This is a genomic window from Phaeobacter sp. QD34_24 (genome assembly GCF_028890115.1).
Taxonomy (GTDB): Bacteria; Pseudomonadota; Alphaproteobacteria; order Rhodobacterales; family Rhodobacteraceae; genus Phycobacter.
In genome coordinates this window covers 120,729-138,831 of record NZ_JARCJD010000012.1, presented here as the reverse complement: position 1 = coordinate 138,831, position 18,103 = coordinate 120,729, and the positions used below count along the sequence as shown (strand labels likewise).

Here is an 18,103-nt window from a genome sequence, read left to right as displayed (position 1 = left end):
ATCAGACATGTTACCGCTCGATTTTCGAACCGTGAATCACGCCGCTGGACGGAAATCAATGGGTCCTGACCCTAGGAGAACTGGCCTAGGACAGGGAGCAATTCCACTTGCTCCGGGGCCGCTGCGTGTCATCGTTCTTTTCCAAGCTGAAAGAAAACTGGGTCTATCTGCTGATCGTGGCAGGGACGGCTCTGACCTTTGCGATCAGCGTTGAAGTCGATGCATTTGATGCCTTCTACGAATTCAGTCGCAGTCACGAGGATTGGGAACTGGATGAACTGGCGATTCTGGTCCTGAACTTGGCTGTGGGCATGTGCATCGCGCTGATTGTCCGCTCTCGCCAACTGGTGACGGTGGTCAAGGAACGCGATCAGGCCGAAAAGGCTGCTCAGCGCTTTGCCTGCCACGATGCCTTGACCGGATTGCCAAACCGGCGCGCCTTTACCGACCGTCTGGCGAACCTGGATTGCCAGGGCGATGGCGATGGTTTCATCGTGATGATGATGGATCTCGACCGGTTCAAGGCGGTGAATGATATCCATGGCCATGCCTATGGCGACCTGGTGCTGACGGAAACCGCGGCCCGGCTGCAGGCGGAACTGGTCGAGGCCGACATGGTGGCCCGGCTGGGCGGCGACGAATTTGCAATCGCCCTATGTACCTGCTCCACCACCGAACGGGCCGAAGATCTGGCCGCAAGGCTGCTTGCCGCGATTTCGCAGCCGATCATCGCGGATGGGACCAAACTGTCGGTCGGCACCAGCATCGGGCTGGCCCTTCTGGCACCGGAACACGCCACCGAGGATGCGTTGCGCTTTGCCGATCAGGCCCTGTATTCGGCCAAGAAGAGCGGGCGCGGGACATTCGCCTGGTTCGATGCGGAACTGGAAGAAAAGACGCGGGAACGGCGCGCCCTGGAGGCCGACCTGAAAGAGGCCGTCGCCAAGGATCAGATCGCGCCCTTCTTCCAGCCGGTCTTTGACATCACCACGGACCGGCTTTGCGGTTTCGAGGTGCTGGCGCGCTGGACCCATGACAGGCGCGGCGTGGTGCCGCCCGATGTCTTTATCGAGATCGCCGAGGATGTCGGTTTGATCGCGCCGCTGGGCTGGAGCGTTCTGCGCCAGTCTTTGATCGCGGCGCAGGGCTGGGATCCGGCCCTGCGTCTGGCGGTGAACCTGTCGCCAACGCAGTTTCGCGATGGGCATCTGGTCGAGCGGATCAAGGAGACCCTGGAAGAGACCGGCTTTGATCCGAAGCGGCTTGAGATCGAGTTGACCGAAACCGCCATCATGACCGATTTTGCCGCCGCCCAGGCCGCCTTGTCGGAGCTGCGGGCCCTGGGGATCACCCTGGCGCTGGATGATTTTGGCGCGGGCTTCTCCTCGCTGTCCAATCTGCGTCAATTGCCCTTCGACGGAATCAAGATCGACGGCAGCTTCATCTCAGATATCCAGAAAAGCCCCGAAAACCAGAGAATCGTTTCCGGCATTCTGGCCCTGGCGCACGGGCTTGATCTTGCCGTGACCGCGGAAGGTGTCGAAAGCGACGGGGATCTGGGGTTCCTGCAATCGGTGAATTGCGAGATGGGGCAGGGCTATCATTTTGCGCGGCCCATGTCCGGCGAGGATGTGGAGTGGATGCTGGAGACCAAATGGTCCTCGCTGCTACGTGAGCCGAGAGATCCGGCGCAAACACAGGACCATTTCCCCAAGGCGGGCTGACTTTGGGGTCAGGTCTGCAGCTCAGTAATGCGGCGGGCGCTCGTCGGCAAAGATGACGCCGCCGGTGCCTTCCTGCGCGCGGCTGGCTTCTCGTTCGAACAGCATCTGTACCCGATGGGTGAGCCGGTCCAGCTCACTCTGCTGGCGGGCGACCACGTCGCTCAGTTCATCCACGGTGCGGGTCAGATGGGCGATCTGCTCTTCCAGATGCTGCATGGCTCGGTCTCCTTTACTGCGCAACGTCATACGCCGAGCTGGCTTGCCGGTCCATGGGAGAAAGGCCAGTCTGCCCCGGACAGGATCGTCTGGGAGGACAGCCAATGACAACAGTGCGCAGCGAAACCCGCGATGGGATCACCACGATTTCCATCTGCCGCCCCGAGGCGCGCAACGCGGTGGACCCGGCCACGGCACGGGCGCTCTACCAGGCGTTTCTGGCCTTCGCCGCGGATGACGACGCACGGGTGGCGGTGCTGACCGGGCAAGGCGGCTATTTCTGCGCAGGCTTTGATCTGAAAACCGCAGGTTCCGGCGCCGCCGATGATTGGATCGCGGGGCTTGATATCCCCGAAGACTGGTCCGATCCGATGCAGGATCCCTTGCCCGGCCCCATGGGGCCGTCGCGGCTGATGCTTGAAAAACCGGTGATTGCCGCCATCGAAGGACCGGCGGTTGCGGGCGGGCTGGAACTGGCCGCCTGGTGCGATCTGCGGGTGATGGCCGAAGGTGCCGTGGCCGGTGTCTATTGCCGTCGCTGGGGCGTGCCGCTGATCGATGGCGGCACCGTGCGCCTGCCGCGCATCCTGGGGCAGGGGCGGGCCAATGACCTGATCCTGACCGGGCGCGGGATCGGGCCGGAAGAGGCGCAGGCGATGGGGCTGGCCGATCGTATCTGCGCCAAGAGCGAGGCTTTGCAGGTGGCTCAGGATCTGGCCGCCGATCTGGTGCGTTTCCCCCAGGCCTGCATGCTGGCGGATCATCTGTCGGCGCGTATGGCACCCGCCGATCTGGCGGCGGCACTCAGGCGCGAGTGGCGCTCCTTTGCGGCCTTTGCCCGCGAGGGACGCGAGGGCGCGGCCCGGTTCGCCGCCGGAAAAGGCAGGTCCGGCGATTTCGCCGAGATCTGAGGACAGCGCCAAAGCTGCCGCCACGATCGAACCGGGGCACCGCCAAGACGGCCCCGCGCTGCAACGCTACCTTGCCGTTGTTACATGCATCGGCTAGACCGCGCGCACGTATCAGACCCAAAGACACCCGTGAGGAGGCCACAATGGCCAAAGTCAAGAAGCAACCCCGCCCCAAGGCCATCACGCCCAAGGGCTTCCGCGATTATTTCGGCGCCGAGGTCACTCAGCGCTCTGAAATGCTGCAGGCGATTGCCGGGGTCTACCATCGATACGGGTTTGATGCGCTGGAATCTTCCGCCGTGGAAACGGTCGAGGCGCTGGGCAAGTTCCTGCCGGATGTGGATCGCCCCAACGAGGGCGTCTTTGCCTGGCAGGAGGCCGACGAGGACGGCAAGGGCGACTGGATGGCGCTGCGCTATGATCTGACGGCGCCCCTGGCGCGGGTCTATGCCCAGCACCGTAACGATCTGCCCACCCCCTATCGCCGCTATGCGATGGGGCCTGTGTGGCGCAATGAAAAGCCGGGACCGGGCCGCTATCGCCAGTTCTACCAATGCGACGCCGATACCGTGGGCACCTCGTCCATGGCGGCAGACGCCGAGATCTGCGCCATGCTGGCGGACACGCTGGAGACCGTCGGCATTCCGCGCGGTGATTACCTGGTGCGGGTCAACAACCGCAAGGTCCTGAACGGTGTGCTGGAGGCGATGGGCCTGGAAGAGGGCGCCGCCTCCCGCGATGATGTGCTGCGCACCATCGACAAGTTCGACAAGGTCGGCGAAGAGGGCGTGCGCCAGCTGCTGACCAAGGGGCGGCTGGATGCCTCGGGCGCCTATATCGATGGCGTCGGCCTCAGCGATGAACAGGCCGCGCCTGTGCTGGCCTTCCTGACCTCCAAGGCTGCCGATACCGCTGGCACGCTGGACAATCTGCGCGCCGCCGTGGGCGACAGCAAGATCGGCGCCGAAGGCATTGCCGAGCTGGAACAGATCGGCGCGCTGCTGGCCGCTGGTGGCTATGGCTCTGACCGGATCGAGATCGACCCGTCTGTGGTGCGTGGCCTTGGCTATTACACCGGCCCGGTCTTCGAGGCCGAGCTGACCTTCGAGATCCTCGATGAAAAGGGCCGCAAGCGCCAGTTCGGCTCGGTTGCGGGCGGTGGTCGCTATGACGGGCTGGTCAAGCGCTTCACCGGTCAGGAAGTCCCCGCCGTGGGGGTCTCCATCGGTGTGGATCGCCTGCTGGCGGCCCTGCGCGAAAAGGGACGCCTTGCCACCCAGCCCAAGGGCCCCGTTGTGGTCACCGTGATGGATCGCGACCGCATGGCCGATTATCAGGCCATGGTGACGGAATTGCGGGCGGCGGGCATCCGCGCCGAGGTCTACCTTGGCAACCCCAAGAATTTCGGCAACCAGCTGAAATATGCGGACAAACGTCATTCCCCGGTCGCCGTGATCGAAGGCGGCGACGAGAAAGAGCGCGGCGTGGTGCAGATCAAGGACTTGATCCTTGGCGCCAAGATCGCCGAAAGCGCCACGTTGGAGGAATGGAAGGAACGCCCCAGCCAGTTCGAGGTGCCCCGCGAGGGTCTCGTCGCCAAGGTGCGTGACATCCTTGACAGTCAGGACTAGGCCGATGCCCACACGCTCAGACATATTGGCCCGCGCCACCCGGCTGCGGATGACATTCGAGGCGGCGGGCGCGCAGGTGGTCGATCCGCCCCTGCTGCAACCTGCCGAGACCCTGCTGGATCTTTATGGCGAGGATATTCGCGCCCGTGCCTATATCACCTCGGATGCGCTCAGGGGCGAGCAGATGCTGCGCCCCGATTTCACCGTGCCGGTGGTGCAGATGCATATGCGCGAGGGGGCCGAACCGGCGCGCTATACCTATGCCGGTGAGGTCTTTCGCCGTCAGGAGCATGACCCGGATCGCGCCAACGAATACGTGCAGGTGGGATATGAGGTCTTTGACCGCAATGATCCCGCCAGTGCCGATGCCGAGGTCTTCGCCCTGATTGCACTGCAATTGCGCGGCCTGCCCCTGCGGGCGGCCACCGGCGATATCGGCATCCTGATGGCTGCGGTCGAAGGGCTCAACACGACCGAGAAACGGAAATCCGCCCTGATGCGTCACATCTGGCGCCCGCGCCGGTTCCGCAGCCTGCTGGAACGCTATGCGGGGCGGGGCACTGTGCCGGAGAGCCGCAAGAAGCTCCTGTCCACCGAAGGCGCGTTGAGCGGATCGGCGCCGGAGATCGGCAAGCGCCGCGCCGCCGAGGTCGATGCCCGCGTCGACCTCCTGCGCGCCGATGCCGCCATGCCTCCGATTTCCGAGCACGAGCTCTTGGCGCTGGAGGCGCTGATGGCGGTGCGCGAAACGCTGCCCTATGCCATTGAGCAGATGCGTGATATCGCGGTGGATCTGCCCGCGATCCTGCCCGCTCTGGACCGTCTTGAAGCGCGCACAGCCGCGATGAAGGCGCGCGGGATCGATGTGGACACCTTGGATTTCGAAGCCTCCTATGGGCGCACCTCGATGGAATACTATGACGGCTTCGTCTTCGGGTTCTACGCCGAAGGCCACCCCGGCCTGCCGCCCTTGGCCAGTGGTGGGCGCTATGATGCGCTGACCCGGCAACTGGGCCAGGGTGGGGAAATTCCGGCGGTTGGCGCGGTCTTGCGTCCCGACCTGATGCTGATGCTCGAGGAGGGCAAGTCATGAGCCTGAAACTGGGCGTGCCCTCCAAGGGGCGGTTGATGGAAAAGACCTTTGACTGGTTTGCCAAACGGGGGGTCACCCTGTCCCGCACCGGATCCGAGCGTGAATATGCCGGTGCGGTGGAGGGGGTCGAAGGTATGGAACTGATCCTGCTGTCGGCCAGCGAAATCCCGCGGGAACTGGCCGCCGGGCGCATTCACCTGGGCGTCACGGGCACCGATCTGGTGCAGGAGAAACTGCCGCGTTGGGAGCAGCAGGTCGAGGAACTGGAGCCGATGGGCTTTGGCTTCGCCGATCTGGTGCTGGCGGTGCCGCAATTCTGGATCGATGTGGACAATCTGGATGATCTGGATGCGGTTGCAGCAGCCTTTCGCCAGACCCATGGTCACCGGTTGCGGATCGCCACCAAGTACCACCGTCTGGTGCGCGAATTCCTGAACGAAGCCGGGGTCGCCGATTACCAGCTGGTGGACAGCCAGGGCGCCACCGAAGGCACGGTGAAGAACGAGACCGCCGAAATGGTCGCGGATATCACCTCTACCGGTGAAACTCTGCGCGCAAACCATTTGAAGCTCTTGAGCGATGGTCTGGTGTTGAAATCCCAGGCCACCCTCTGGCGCAGCCGCGAGGCGAGCTACAGCGCCGAGGAAAAGAGCGCGCTGAAAGCGCTCCTGAAAGGGATCGAGCAGGCTGGTTGACCAACCCGCGGGCCCGAGGCCTCATGTCGCGACCGCCCCCGCGCCTGCGGGGGCTGGGCCCAAGGCGGCAAGGGTATTTCAATACCCGTAGCCGACGCGGGAGCGCCCTGCTGTCGATATTGGGGAGTGGCGGTTCGGCGCAGAGGGCTTGGGATGGCCTGGGCGCCTAGAGAACGCCGATATCCGCAAGGGCCTGTGACAGTTCCGCAGGCAGCGGGTCTTCCTGCGCGCGCCCTTCGGGCAGGTCCGCCGGGCTGTCCTCCGGCTTCAGGTAGCGCCAGCCCTGAAAGGGGCGCCGTGGTGCGCTGTGGGTGCGGTGCAGCTCCGGGTCCAACACGATGGCACAGCGGCGGATGCCATCGCTGCCCGAGACCTCATCCAGCCGCAGGATGCGCTGGCGGCACTGGATCACCCCCTTGATCACCCAGTAGATGGATCCGCCATTCAGCAGCTCCGCCTCACGTTTGGGCCACATGCGGGTCACATGGCGGGGCAGGGCTTCGGGCAGGCTCTGGCGATAGTGATCCTGCCAGGCCGCAAGGCTCTCCACGCTTTCGGTCCCGACCGAGAGCTTGACCAGATTGACGTGTTTTTCCAAGGCCATCCCCAAACTGTCTTGTTCCGGGCGCTGCAGCGCCCAGGGCGCCCACTCTAGTGTTTTTGCAGCAGGCGGCAAGTTCCGGCAGGTGACTTTTGGGCAGGAGATGCAGCCTGCCTGCCGCGATCTGCGCGTGATGATGCCACTGGGCCAAGGTGTTAGCAGAAAAGGAAAAAAGATCTGTGCGACGGGTGGCATCGGCGAAGGGCTAGAATTCATCGCGGAGCCGCGGCGAAACCGTGCCATACTGCAAGCGTTACGCCTTTTTGGGCCTGCCAGGAGAGATTCGCCTTATGAGCCGCTTTGCCGCCCCCATCGCCGAGCAGATCTGGGATATGAAATACCGCTTCAAGCAGGCGGATGGCACTCCGATTGACATGACCGTCGAAGACAGTTGGCGTCGGATCGCGCGGGCCCTGGCCGAGGGTGAGGAGACGCCCGACCACTGGGAGGCGCGGTTCTACGCGGCGCTGGAAGATTTCAAATTCCTGCCCGCCGGACGCATCACCGCAGGGGCGGGTACCGCGCGGCAGGTGACCCTGTTCAACTGTTTTGTCATGGGCACGGTGCCCGACAGCATGGGCGGCATATTCGACATGCTGAAGGAAGCGGCGCTGACCATGCAGCAGGGCGGCGGAATCGGCTATGATTTCTCCACCATCCGCCCGCGCGGCGCTGATGTGCGCGGCGTGGCGGCGGATGCCTCGGGGCCCTTGTCCTTCATGGATGTGTGGGATGCCATGTGCCGCACCATCATGTCGGCCGGTTCGCGCCGCGGCGCCATGATGGCCACCATGCGCTGCGATCATCCCGATATCGAGGATTTCATCACCGCAAAATCCGATCCGGCCCGGCTGCGCATGTTCAACATGTCGGTGCTGGTGACGGATGATTTCATGGAGGCGGTGAAAGAGGGCCGATCCTGGGACCTGGTCTTTGGCGACAAGGTCTACCACACGGTCGAGGCCCGTGATCTCTGGAACAAGATCATGCAGGCCACCTATGACTATGCCGAACCGGGGGTGATCTTCATCGACCGGATCAACAAGGCCAACAACCTGTCCTATGTCGAGGAGATCAGCGCCACCAACCCCTGTGGCGAGCAGCCCCTGCCACCCTATGGCGCCTGCCTTCTGGGATCGATCAACCTGGCGCGGCTGGTCAGCAACCCTTTTGATGCCGATGCCGAATTGGACCTGGCAGAGATGCAGGGCCTGGTCGCCACGGCGGTGCGGATGATGGACAATGTGGTGGATGTCTCCAAGTTCCCGCTGGAGGCGCAGGCGGCGGAGGCGCGCAACAAGCGTCGGATCGGCCTTGGCGTGACGGGGCTGGCCGACGCATTGCTGATGCTGGGTCTGCGCTATGGCTCGCAGGAGGCGGCGCGTCAGGCGGAGCGCTGGCTGCAGCAGATCGCCCGCGCCGCCTATCTGGCCTCGGTGGATCTTGCCAGGGAGAAAGGCGCTTTCCCGCTGTTCGATGCGGAGAAATACCTGGCTTCGGGCAATATGATGAACATGGATGAGGACGTGCGCGCCGCGATCCGCGACCATGGCATCCGCAACGCCCTGCTGACCTCGATCGCGCCCACCGGCACCATCAGCCTTTATGCGGGCAACGTCTCGTCGGGGATCGAGCCGGTCTTTGCCTATGCCTATACCCGCAAGGTGCTGCAAAGGGACGGCTCGCGGACAGAGGAGGAGGTCGTGGACTACGCGGTCAGGATGTACCGCGACAAGTTCGGTGCCGATGCCGAACTGCCCGACTATTTCGTCAATGCCCAGACCCTGGCGCCCGCCGACCACGTCCGTATGCAGGCGGCGGCGCAGAAGTGGATCGACAGTTCCATTTCGAAGACCATCAACTGCCCCGAGGATATCTCCTTCGATGATTTCAAGGATGTCTACATGCAGGCCTGGGATCAGGGCTGCAAGGGCTGCACCACCTATCGGCCCAATGATGTCACCGGATCGGTCTTGTCGGTCAGCGAAAGCGCCGATACCGCGCCGGGCGAAACTGCGGATGCGCCCCACGAAAGCGACCGCGAGAATGGTGCTGAAGTGGTCTATATGTCGGACCCCCTGGATCGTCCGCAGAGCCTTGAGGGCCATACCTACAAGCTGAAGTGGCCGGACAGCCCGCATGCGATCTATCTCACGATCAACGATATCGTCATCGGCGGCCACCGCCGCCCGTTCGAGGTCTTCATCAATTCCAAGAACATGGAGCACTACGCCTGGACGCTGGCACTGACCCGGATGATCTCGGCCGTGTTCCGCCGTGGGGGCGATGTGTCCTTCGTGGTGGAAGAACTGAAGGCCGTGTTCGATCCGCGCGGCGGTGCCTGGGTCGAGGGGAAGTATATCCCATCGATCCTGGCGGCCATTGGCGGGGTGATCGAAAAACACATGGTGGCCATCGGTTTCCTCGAAGGAGAGGGCATGGGGCTGAAATCCGACCCCAAGGCGCAGGTCGTCAATCTGAAGTCACCCAACGGCAAGGCCTGCCCCGCCTGCGGTCAATACGCGATGCAGATGGTCGAGGGCTGCATGACATGCAGGAGTTGCGGCCATTCCAAATGTGGCTGATCCGCACAAGGCTGATGGCATGAGGTCCGGCTGATCTGCGTGGGGCACGGCTGATCTGGATGGAGAACGAATGGGCGCCACCGCTGCCTTGGCTGCAAATCGAGTTCGAGGCCCGGCGCGATCCATACCTGGGCGCCGGGCCCACACCGGCCTCATTCTACATCGGCTTCAGGATGAAATCGAATTGCGAGCGCCATGAGGTGTCGCCGCCATCTGTCCTCTCGAAGGGGGCGATCAGCGATTTCTTGACCCCGAAGACCGCATCGCTTTCGAGGTAGGGATCACCCTCGACAAATGTGTGCGTGGTTACGGATTCAAACCCGGAGGCGTGAACCAGAAAATGCATATGTGCGGGCCGCCATGGGTGACGTTCGACCCGCTCCAGCATCTGCCCCACCGGCCCATCGTCCGGGATCGGGTATGAGACCGGTTTCACGCCGCGGAACCAGTACCGCCCATCCGCCCCGGTGCGGAATACACCGCGGTTGTTCCACTGGGGCTGAATGCCGGGTTGCTGAACGTCGTAGAATCCGTCTGCATTGTCCGACCAGACATCGACCACCGCCCCTTCGACAGGATTTCCGTCCAGATCAAGGACCCGTCCTTCGAACAGGCAGCTTTCGCCTTTGCCATCGAGCGAGATATTGGCGCCCATGGCCAGCTCCGGCGCACCGTCCACATGGAAGGGGCCGAAGACCGTGTTTTCGGTGGCCCCATCGGGGCGGCGGTGGTTGATCGCATCCACCAGCATTGAAACGCCAAGCACGTCCGACAGCAGGATGAACTCCTGGCGTGTCTCCGAGCACAGCTGCCCGGTTTTGGTCAGGAAATCGATGGCGGCCTCCCATTCCGCAGTGGTTGGCTCCACATCCTTGATGAAGGCATGGAGATGGCTGACCAGCGCATGCATGATCTGCCGCAGGCGCGGGTCCGTTTGCGCCCCCATCCGTGCATTGACCACATCGGCCGAGCTGGCTTCACTGAAATACTCCGACATGTGTTCTCTCCCTTCCTAGCGGGCCATGATCTTGGACAGCACCCGCCGAAGATCGCCTGCGGGGGTGTTTGTCATCGCCTCGGCGCGCCAGGCGACATGGTGATCCGGACGGACCAGAATGCAGCCCGAGTCGGTGATCTCGCGCGCCCGGGCCCAGTCGCCGGTATGGTCCACGACCTTGCGGCGGGGGCCGATCAGATGAACCCGGATCGGGATGCCCATATCCGCGCCCACCTTGGCGGCCGCCTCGGCCCAGGCTTCGCCGCCGATACCGGTCAGCAGGGTCAGCTGGCCGTGTCCGCACAGATCCAGGGTCGAGACCTGCTCGCCGGTGTCGTGATCAAACACCCAGACGTGCGGCAGCCGCGCGCCGGGCCAGGTGGTCGGCTGGTAATGCAGCTCCGCGTCCATGTCGAAGGCCGGTTCGATCTGGCCGTCGGTTTCGATGACATCCGAGCGATAGCGCTGGTTCATTTCGACCCCATGGGCATCGAACTCGTATTTCTTGAAGGCGATGGCCTCGCGGATGGCTTCTCGCTGTTTTTCGGCCTCGGGCGTGGTATCGCAGCGGGCTTTTAGGTTCTCCTGCATGATCTCGGGCTTCACCCCTTCGGTCATTCCCAGAGAGTCGAAGATCGGGCCGAATTCGGTGATGGACTGATTGGCGCGGGTGACGATCTGCTTGGCAATCGGCGCCCGCTCGGTCGTGTAGCTCTCCAGCAGCGCCTCGCCGGCTTCGCCCTTGATCACCGCGGCCAGTTTCCAGGCGAGATTGAACCCATCCTGGATGGATGTGTTGGATCCCAGCCCGTTGGAGGGCGGATGGCGGTGCGCCGCATCGCCCATGATGAACACCCGGCCCTTTTGCATGTTGGTGGCGTATTTGTTGTTTACCGTCCAGGTGTTGGCAGAGATCAGCTCGATCTCGAGCTCGGGATCTCCGACCAGCTGCCGGGCAACGCCGGTTGCAAATTCGGCATCCACCTCCGGCGCGGGCTGGTTGATGTCATAGCCCCAGACGATCAGCCATTCGTTCCAGGGGCGCACCATCCGCACCAGGCCCATGCCGATGCCGCCGACATCGGCGCCGGGCTGCATGACCCAATAGAGCACCGATGGCCGGTGCGCGACATATTTGGACAGATCGGCCTTGAACAGGATGTTCATCGATCCGCCGACGCCCATGGCTCCTTCGAAGGGCAGGTTTTCCTGTTCGGCCACCATGGAGTTGCCGCCATCCGCGCCGACCAGGTATTTCGAGCGGATGGTGAATTCCTCGCCCGAGAGCCGGTCGCGGCAGGTGGTGGTCACGCCCTCGGCGTCTTGCACATGGCTGAGATACTCCACCGACATGCGCGCCTGGGTGCCGCGTCGGCAGGCGGTGCCGAACAGGATCGGCTCCATGAAGGTCTGCGGCAGGTCGATCATGTGGCAGGGGGAGGCCAGTTGATGCGCGGCGCGGCTCAGCGGGTGCTTGCCCCAGCTTTTCATCCGCCCGATTTCCTCACCGGCCAGGCTTTCGCAGAACACGTTCTCTCCCATCAGGTCCTGGTGGGCGCCATGCATATAGGCCTCGGCCTCCACCTCATGTCCCAGATCGCGCAGCACCTCCATGCAGCGCTGGTTGGTGATATGGGCGCGCGGCGTATTGGCCAGCCAGCGATAGCGGTTGATGGCCATGTTCTCGATGCCGTAGCTCGACAAGAGCGCCGCCGTGGCCGATCCCGCAGGTCCGGTCCCGATAATCAGAACATCCGTGTTGAATTTGGCCATGACTTAGCCCTCCTTGTTCGTAAGCTGCCCGCCGACAAGCCGTCGCCGCACGGGGAAAAGTTGCAATCCAGTTTTCTCAGAGATCAGCCCCCAAAGGCCGCGTGGCGCAAACAGCATCACGCCGATGCCGATGAGCCCCAGTATCATCAGGTACCAGGAGCCGTAGTCGGCCAGCAGGTTCTGAAGGAGAAAGAAGATAAGTACGCCCAGGATCGGGCCCTCGATTGTACCGATGCCGCCGATCACCACGATGAAGATCACATAGGCGGTCCAATCGGTCACGCTGAAGGCCGCATCGGGAGAGATGCGCGCCTTTTGCAGATAGATCAGCCCGCCGGCCAGACCGGTGCCGAAGGCCGAGGTCAGGAAGACCAGCCAGCGCATGCGCCCTGCGTCAACGCCAACGGATTGCGCCGCCTCGATATTGTCGCGCACCGCCGACAGGGCCAGGCCGCGCTTGCTGCGGAGCAGCCAATAGATGCCGGTGATGGTGCCTACGGCCAGGGCAAGCGCGATCCAATAGGCAAGAATATCCCGCGCCGCACTGGAGCGGACCCCAAACAGCTCCTGGATCCAGTCGACCAGCACCATCTCGCGCAGGGCCTCGCGCGGCAGAGAGGTGCCGGTGCCACCTCCCACAGAGCGCCATTGGGCAACCGACAGGCGGACAACTTCGGCGATCACCCAGGTGCCGATCGCGAAATAGGCGCCGTGCAGGCGGAAGGCGAAGAAACCGGTGGGAACGGCCAGCAGGAGGGCCGCGACTCCGGCCACCAGGATCGACATCACTGGATCAATGCCGCCCAGGATCACCGCGCCATATAGCGCATAGGCACCAAGACCCACAAAGGCTTGCTGACCGACGGACACCAGCCCGCCGTATCCCGCCAGCAGGTTCCAGAATTGCGCCAGCGTCAGCATGGTCAGGATGAAGAACAGGTCCTGAATGGTCCCGCGCGCGGCAAATCCGGGCGCCGCAATCAGAACGGCGACACTCAGGACCGCGAGCAGGACTGCGATCGAGGAGGATTTTGTCCGGGTGGTGACGGAATAGGTGGCGGACATCTCAAGCCCCCTTCGGAAACAGGCCGCGCGGGCGCACAAGCAGGACGATCAGAAAGGCGACATGGCCCGCGAGGATCTGCCATTCCGGGTTTATTGCAGCGCCCAGGGTCTGGGCCACACCGATGATGATGCCACCGATCAAAGTGCCCCAGAGACTGCCGAGGCCACCGATAATGACCGCTTCAAAGGCATAGATCAGGCGCGCCGGGCCAATGGAGGGGTCGAAATTCGCTCGGGTGCCGAGATAGAGCGCGGCAATGGTGACCACGAGCATGGCGATGGCCGTCGCGCTGGCGAACACCCGGTCGGGCCGTATCCCCATCAGGCTGGCGGTGGTGGCATCATCCGAGGTCGCCCGGAAGGCCCGCCCGATCGCGGTACGATAGAACAGCTGGTTCAGCGCCACGATGACCAAGATCGCCGATGCAAAGGTCATCAGGGGCATCACGCCCATGGTGATCGGTCCCAGGCTGACCGATGCGGTTTCAAGCGCACCGAGGGACATCCGCTGGCTATCGGCCGAGAACCCCTCCAGAAGACCGTTCTGAATGACGATGGACAGGCCGAAGGTCACCAGCAGCGGGGGCAGGATGTCTTCGCCCAGGGTGCGGTTCAGCACCAGTTTCTGCAGCACCCACCCCAGCAGAAACATGACAGGCGCGGCCAGCGCCGCAGCAAGAAACGGGTTGATCCCTAAGGCGCTGACCACAAACAGAATGACATAGGATCCCAGAACGATCAGGTCGCCATGGGCCAGGTTCACCAGCCGCATGATGCCGAAGACCAGGCTGAGCCCGGCGGCAAAAAGCGCGTAAAGACCGCCCAGCAGGATGCCCTGCACGATGGTATCGATCCAGATCATGCGGTTTCTCCGAAATAGGCTGCGTGAATGTCGTCGCGGGTGATCTCCGAGGGGCGTCCCTCAAGCGTCACCCGGCCTTCCATCAGGCAATAGACCCGGTCCGCGATCTTCAGCGCCTGGCCGATATCCTGTTCGACCACGATCAGGCTTGCGCCGTTCTCCTTGATCCGGGGCAAGGCCTGATAGATGTCCTTGATCACCACCGGCGCGAGGCCAAGGCTGATCTCGTCGCACAGCAGGATATCCGGGTTCGACATCAAAGCGCGCCCGATGGCCACCATCTGCTGTTGCCCTCCCGACAGCGCGGTGCCGGGGCTGTGGCGGCGTTCTTTCAGGATGGGAAAGAGGTCATAGACCGTATCGAGGCTCCAATAGCCCGAGCCATCATGCCCTGCGGCAAGTTCCATCGGATCAGGCCCACCCAGGAGGCGGCACAGAAAGCTGTCGATCCGGTCGCCGAGATCCCGCCCGCCCTTGTGCTGGCCGCCGATGATCAGGTTTTCCTCGACCGTGAGCGAGGGGAACAGCCTGCGTCCTTCGGGCACCATGGCGATCCCGCGTTTCATGATGGTGTCGGCCTGCAGGTGCCCGATCTCCACGCCCCTGTGCCTGATCTGCGCGGCGTCGTTGTTCAGCACTCCAGTGATCGATCGCATCAGCGTGGTCTTCCCGGCCCCGTTGGCGCCGATGATGGCCACCGTCTCGCCGGGCTCCAGCGCGATATCGACGCCGAACAGGGCCTGAAAATCGCCGTATCGGGCGGTCAGCCCATGTGTTTCAAGAAGCGCCATCAGACTTCGATCCCCAAGTAGATTTCCTGGACCTCCCGGCTCTCCATGATCTCGGCCGGGTCGCCGATCCCGATGACGCGGCCGAAATCAAGGACGAGCAGGCGTTCGACGACGCTGGTCAGCGCATGCAGCACATGTTCAATCCAGATGATCGTGACACCCTCGGCGTGGATTTCGCGGATGGTCTGAACCAGCGACTGGCACTCGCCCTCCGTCAGACCGCCGGCGATTTCATCCAGAAGCAGCAGCTTGGGAGCGGTCGCCATGGCCCGGGCCAGTTCCAGCCGCTTGCGCTCCAGGAGCGACAACGACCCTGCCGGGGCATTGGCCTTGGGCATGAGGCCCGTGCGTTCCAGCACGCGGGCGCAGTCTTCCATGACCTCGGCCTCGGAACGGGCGCGCCCGTGCGTTGCCGCGACCAGCAGGTTCTCGAAGACGGTCAGCTTGTCGAAGGGCTGCGGGATCTGGAACGAGCGCCCGACACCATCCAGGCAGCGACGCATCGCCGGAACCCGCGTCACATCGTGTCCCTGGAAATGGATCTGGCCCGCGTCCGGCGTCAGATTTCCGGTGATCAGGTTGAACAGGGTCGATTTCCCCGCACCGTTTGGACCGATGATTCCAAGCGCCTCTCCCGCCGGGACCTCGAAGGACACATCGTCGGTGACCGTGAGCGATCCAAAGCTCATGGAGACATGGTTGAGCGACAGAACTGGCATTCTTCCTCCATTGCGGCGGGCAGGACCCGCCGCCAGGCCTGTGGGATCAGGCGATGATTGCTTCCATCATGCCGCCTGTCGGAACATCGGGCGCGGTCGTGTTGTCGACGATCACCAGGTCGTAGCCACCGCCGTCGCGCAGGCGCCACTGACCGCCGACCAGGGGGGTCTTGGCCACATTCGCGGCGGCAAAGGGCGGCAGGCCCGCACCGTTCCAGCTGAGCGGTCCGACGATGGTGTTGAGATCGGTGGCGGCGATGGCTTCGCTCACCGCATCGGGATCTCCACTGTCGCTGACCCGCCCCATGACATCGGCGGCCACTTCGAACAGCGCATGCACAAATCCGATGGGCTGGGTCCATTGCCGTCCCGTCGCGGCGGTGAAACCGGTGGCCAGATCGCCGGAACTCATGCCGTTCAGCGACGAGGAGAAGGGATGGGTCGGCGACCACCAGACCTCGGAGGACAGGTTGTGCCCGGTGTCGCCCAATGCCTCGACCGCCTGCGGGAACAGGATGGCCTTGCCGATCGAGGCCGCCTTGGGGGTAAAGCCCTGCTGTTTGGCCTGGGTCCAGAAGGTGGTGAAATCGGGCGGGATGACCACGCCGGTGACGATATCCACGTTTGCGCGTTTGAAGGCATTGATCTGCGCGGTGAAATCATCCGTCAGGTTCTGATAGCGACCGGTATCCGTCAGGCTGTAGCCTTGCTGTGCGAGCACCGGCGGGAAGCCGACATTGGGGTCGCCCCAGGCATTGCCGTCACCGTCGTTGGGAAACAGCGCGCCGACCGACTTGTTGGTGTCCAACTGCCCCCACATATTGGTGAAGACGGCAATCACGTCCTCCAGCCCCCAGAAGAAATGATAGGCATAGTTGAACGGGCGCCAGCTGCCGGGATCGCCCGGGTTGCCCTGCTGTCCGATGAACCAGGGCTGCCAGGGGGCAACGGTGGAGATGCAGGGGATTTCCTCGTTCTCGCAGGTGGTTGTGACCGGGTTCGTCGTTTCCGGGGTGGAGGCCACCAGCATCAGGTCGATCTCCTCATCGACGATCAGTTCCTGCGCGACTTCGGCGGCGCGGTTGGGATTGGATTGGCTGTCTTTCACGATGACTTCGAAATTGGCGCCGACCTCGGTCGCGGCAAATCCGTCCAGGATGAACCGGTCGGCTTCGGCAAAGGCCGCAAGCGGGCCCGATTGCGGGGTAACATAGCCCACACGGATACGGGCGCCCCGGGCGATGGCGGGGGCAGCCAACCCGCCGACAGCCAGGGTCAGCCCCGTGGCGGCGCTTGATTTCAACAGGGTACGGCGTGTTAGCATCTCGGTCTCCTCCCTTGAGATTTCAGATGAGTCAGCTGCCGGGCGGTCTGCCGCAATAGGCGGCCTCCAGCAGGTGGCGAATGGCGTCCCGGTCGATCTCTGCCGGGTTCCAATAGGCGTTTTGCGTGGCAAGATCGGCAGCGCGGTCCAGATCGGAGGACGCCAGGCCCAGATCGGCCAGTTTGAGGGGGGCGCCGCAGCCTGCGGCAAAGCCGTGCAAGGCCGCGCCGGGCGTCTCTCCGCCAAAGATCTCGGTCACCGGGGTCAGCAGATCGGGCACTGCCGCGGCGTTATAGGCAATCGCATGCGGCAGGATGATTGCATGGGTTTCAGCATGGGGCAGGTCGAAGGAACCGCCCAGGGTGTGGCAAAGCTTGTGATGCAGCGCCATGCCGACCTGGCCCAGAACCGTTCCGCAGAGCCATGCGCCATATAGCGTTTCGCCCCGCGCATCGAGCCTGTCGGGCGCCTGGATGACCCGGGGCAGGCTTTCGGCAAAGGCGCGCATGCCCTCGACGGCCAGCGCAGTCGAGAGCGGATTACGATCCCGCGCATAGAGCGCTTCGGCCGCATGGGCAATCGCATTGAGCGCGCTGGTGACGGTCATTGCGACGGGTAGGGAAGTGATCAGCTCCGCGTCATAAAGGATCACTTCGGGCTGGACCTTGGGGTCGGTCAGCGTGACTTTGCGTCCCGCTTCGGTCTGCCCAAGGATCGGGGTGGCTTCGCTGCCGGCATAGGTCGTCGGCACCACGATCTGCGGCAGGTCGGTGCGATAGGCGATCGCCTTGCTGAGACCCGTGGTCGATCCGCCTCCGACGGCGATCAGGCAATCGGCCTCGATTTCCCGTGCATGGGCGAGGGCTTCTGTCGTCACGTCAATCGGGGTGTGCATGGTCGCCCGGCTGAACAGCCCCGCCGCCAGGGCCCCCACATCCTCGGCCAAGTCCATTGCCGCGTCGGCCTGTTGCGGCGTCGACAGGATCAGCGCCCGACGGGCGCCAAGACGGTGGATCTCCTCTGCGACCTGGTGGCGGACACCGGGACCGAACCGCACCCGCATGGCCGCGCTGTTTGCGACGAACTTTTTTTGAAAATACGACATGCTTTTTGTTC

General features: G+C 63.5%; 16 protein-coding genes. 6 read left to right on the top strand and 10 right to left on the bottom strand.

Going from position 1 to position 18,103, the window contains the following annotated elements; all coding sequences use genetic code 11:
• Positions 1-125 precede the first annotated feature (125 nt).
• The gene (locus PXK07_RS11700) at positions 126-1,724 is read left to right on the top strand and encodes a putative bifunctional diguanylate cyclase/phosphodiesterase (protein ID WP_274848470.1); all 1,599 of its coding nucleotides are present in this window, start codon (positions 126-128) and stop codon (positions 1,722-1,724) included.
• 21 nt (positions 1,725-1,745) lie between these two features.
• Here the strand turns inward: PXK07_RS11700 and PXK07_RS11695 are convergent, their stop codons facing one another.
• Complete coding sequence (locus tag PXK07_RS11695) at positions 1,746-1,940, bottom strand: SlyX family protein (RefSeq protein WP_274848469.1); 195 nt, start codon at positions 1,938-1,940, stop codon at positions 1,746-1,748.
• Between the two features lie 104 nt (positions 1,941-2,044).
• Between PXK07_RS11695 and PXK07_RS11690 the strand changes: the two genes are divergently transcribed.
• The 4 genes from PXK07_RS11690 to hisG all read left to right on the top strand — a co-directional run bounded on the left by PXK07_RS11690 (position 2,045) and on the right by hisG (position 6,270).
• Positions 2,045-2,851: a crotonase/enoyl-CoA hydratase family protein gene (locus PXK07_RS11690; RefSeq protein WP_274848468.1), complete on the top strand. Its 807-nt coding sequence runs from the start codon at positions 2,045-2,047 to the stop codon at positions 2,849-2,851.
• Positions 2,852-2,994: 143 nt separating this feature from the next.
• A complete protein-coding gene (hisS, locus tag PXK07_RS11685; protein ID WP_274848466.1) occupies positions 2,995-4,482 on the top strand; it encodes a histidine--tRNA ligase in 1,488 nt (495 codons plus the stop codon).
• A gap of 4 nt (positions 4,483-4,486) precedes the next feature.
• Positions 4,487-5,575, top strand: a complete 1,089-nt coding sequence (locus PXK07_RS11680) for an ATP phosphoribosyltransferase regulatory subunit (protein WP_274848465.1) — start codon at positions 4,487-4,489, stop codon at positions 5,573-5,575.
• Positions 5,572-6,270, top strand: a complete 699-nt coding sequence (gene hisG, locus PXK07_RS11675) for an ATP phosphoribosyltransferase (RefSeq protein WP_274848463.1) — start codon at positions 5,572-5,574, stop codon at positions 6,268-6,270. The genes PXK07_RS11680 and hisG overlap by 4 nt, the downstream gene beginning before the upstream one ends.
• A gap of 166 nt (positions 6,271-6,436) precedes the next feature.
• On the opposite strand, the gene PXK07_RS11670 is transcribed toward hisG, so the two are convergent.
• Positions 6,437-6,874 (bottom strand): DUF1489 family protein, encoded by a 438-nt coding sequence (locus PXK07_RS11670; protein WP_446728371.1) that lies wholly within the window; start codon positions 6,872-6,874, stop codon positions 6,437-6,439.
• Positions 6,875-7,161: 287 nt separating this feature from the next.
• On the opposite strand from PXK07_RS11670, the gene PXK07_RS11665 reads away from it, so the two are divergent.
• Complete coding sequence (locus tag PXK07_RS11665; protein ID WP_274848461.1) at positions 7,162-9,456, top strand: adenosylcobalamin-dependent ribonucleoside-diphosphate reductase; 2,295 nt, start codon at positions 7,162-7,164, stop codon at positions 9,454-9,456.
• Between the two features lie 157 nt (positions 9,457-9,613).
• Here the strand turns inward: PXK07_RS11665 and PXK07_RS11660 are convergent, their stop codons facing one another.
• From PXK07_RS11660 to PXK07_RS11625, 8 genes are read right to left on the bottom strand one after another with little or no spacing between them, the layout of a single operon-like run.
• A complete protein-coding gene (locus tag PXK07_RS11660; RefSeq protein ID WP_274848460.1) occupies positions 9,614-10,453 on the bottom strand; it encodes an intradiol ring-cleavage dioxygenase in 840 nt (279 codons plus the stop codon).
• Positions 10,454-10,468: 15 nt separating this feature from the next.
• The gene (locus PXK07_RS11655; protein ID WP_274848459.1) at positions 10,469-12,226 is read right to left on the bottom strand and encodes an FAD-dependent oxidoreductase; all 1,758 of its coding nucleotides are present in this window, start codon (positions 12,224-12,226) and stop codon (positions 10,469-10,471) included.
• Between the two features lie 3 nt (positions 12,227-12,229).
• Positions 12,230-13,291, bottom strand: a complete 1,062-nt coding sequence (locus PXK07_RS11650; protein WP_274848458.1) for a branched-chain amino acid ABC transporter permease — start codon at positions 13,289-13,291, stop codon at positions 12,230-12,232.
• Position 13,292: 1 nt separating this feature from the next.
• Positions 13,293-14,153: a branched-chain amino acid ABC transporter permease gene (locus PXK07_RS11645; RefSeq protein ID WP_274848457.1), complete on the bottom strand. Its 861-nt coding sequence runs from the start codon at positions 14,151-14,153 to the stop codon at positions 13,293-13,295.
• Entirely contained in the window at positions 14,150-14,944 is a 795-nt protein-coding gene (locus PXK07_RS11640; protein WP_274848455.1) for an ABC transporter ATP-binding protein, read from the bottom strand. Before PXK07_RS11640 ends, PXK07_RS11645 begins: the two co-directional genes overlap by 4 nt.
• On the bottom strand, positions 14,944-15,663 hold the full coding sequence (locus tag PXK07_RS11635) for an ABC transporter ATP-binding protein (protein WP_274848453.1): 720 nt from the start codon (positions 15,661-15,663) through the stop codon (positions 14,944-14,946). Before PXK07_RS11635 ends, PXK07_RS11640 begins: the two co-directional genes overlap by 1 nt.
• A gap of 46 nt (positions 15,664-15,709) precedes the next feature.
• Positions 15,710-16,987: an ABC transporter substrate-binding protein gene (locus PXK07_RS11630; protein WP_274848452.1), complete on the bottom strand. Its 1,278-nt coding sequence runs from the start codon at positions 16,985-16,987 to the stop codon at positions 15,710-15,712.
• 31 nt (positions 16,988-17,018) lie between these two features.
• Positions 17,019-18,092 (bottom strand): maleylacetate reductase, encoded by a 1,074-nt coding sequence (locus tag PXK07_RS11625; protein ID WP_274848451.1) that lies wholly within the window; start codon positions 18,090-18,092, stop codon positions 17,019-17,021.
• Positions 18,093-18,103: the final 11 nt, after the last annotated feature.